This window comes from Gluconobacter sphaericus NBRC 12467, from assembly GCF_006539125.1.
Lineage (GTDB): Bacteria > Pseudomonadota > Alphaproteobacteria > Acetobacterales > Acetobacteraceae > Gluconobacter > Gluconobacter sphaericus.
Genome location: NZ_BJMK01000085.1, coordinates 1 through 1099, shown reverse-complemented (window position 1 = coordinate 1099; position 1099 = coordinate 1). Strand labels below are relative to the sequence as shown.

Genomic DNA, 1099 nt, shown 5'->3' with positions numbered 1-1099 from the left:
CAAGCGCGCCCGCAAAGAACCGTCAATCAAATCTCCAAAAGCCCAAAATCAGAACCAAGGTACATCAACAAACGGTTATTCGATCCCTCCTCCTGAGATCGGTATGGGGCCAGATGCCCATTTTGACCGCGAGCCCGTCGAGCAGGGGCGCCAGAAAAGCGGCACGATCACACAACTGCTGCAGGGAGGCAGGTGGCTCAGTTGCAGATTTACTGACAACTCTATGACCGCTTTCGATCGTCCCCTTCCAATAACCGACATTCCGTTTTCCTCACCTAAACAGGCTGTCTGCTCAACGAATGAAAGTAGAACTCCTCTGGCGACAGACATGGCCGATAAGGCAGCAGGCAACTACTACCATCTTCCAATACATCAACGGATTTTATAATCCGCGACACCGCTTCATGTCTCAGCAGCATCAGCCCGTTCGCTTACGAAGCTAGGCTCAGGCCCCATTGATATGAGTGATTGGATGTGGTTCAGGCTTTGCGCGGAGACTGAATCAAAGTTCCACAATCAAATCAATGGATCCTGAGCCTAGTCAACGGTCAACGCGAGGAGTAGAGATAGTTCGCAGGGTAAGGTCACGGCGACCATCACGAACGGCTGCTTCATCTCAAACCGGTCGTTCGCTAACATTTTCACGAATGACGGCTCTGTCTCAAAGACGATCTATTGAGGTTCACCTGACAATGTCGGCTTTCGGATGAACTGTACCACTGCTTGGATGTCCGAGATGAGGCGTAAGCAGCAGGTCCGCTTACGCCTCTTTGCGGACATTCGGTTCGGAAAATTCAGCTTCTGACAGCTGCCACCATGTGCCAAAAAAAATTACCCGTCTGTTGATCGGGTTAACTCCTCCCAATCCGTGATCTCTTTTTCCAACTGAGCGAGACGTTCACGAACCAAACGCAGAGCGTCGCTACCCAGCAGGAGTTGCGGTGGAGGTGTGTCTGAGGCAATAAGTTGAAGCACTGCAACGGCGAGTTTCGCTGGATTGCCTGGCTGTTTGCCGTCCTTCTCGTGGCGAGCCTCCCGGATCGGATCAAACAGATCGTCGTAGTCTTTGATCGATCGCTCGGTCCTAACCATCGAGCGA

The 1099-nt window shown here is 52.0% G+C and carries 1 protein-coding gene and 1 pseudogene; one reads left to right on the top strand and one right to left on the bottom strand.

All coding sequences use genetic code 11. The annotated features are described in order from the left end of the window. On the top strand, positions 1–388 hold a 388-nt coding region (locus GSP01_RS15005), incomplete at its 5' end, for a hypothetical protein (protein WP_218023672.1). Positions 389–831: 443 nt separating this feature from the next. On the opposite strand, the pseudogene GSP01_RS15000 reads toward GSP01_RS15005, so the two are convergent. Then, a pseudogene (locus tag GSP01_RS15000) lies at positions 832–1099 on the bottom strand (short-chain dehydrogenase/reductase); the annotation flags it as partial.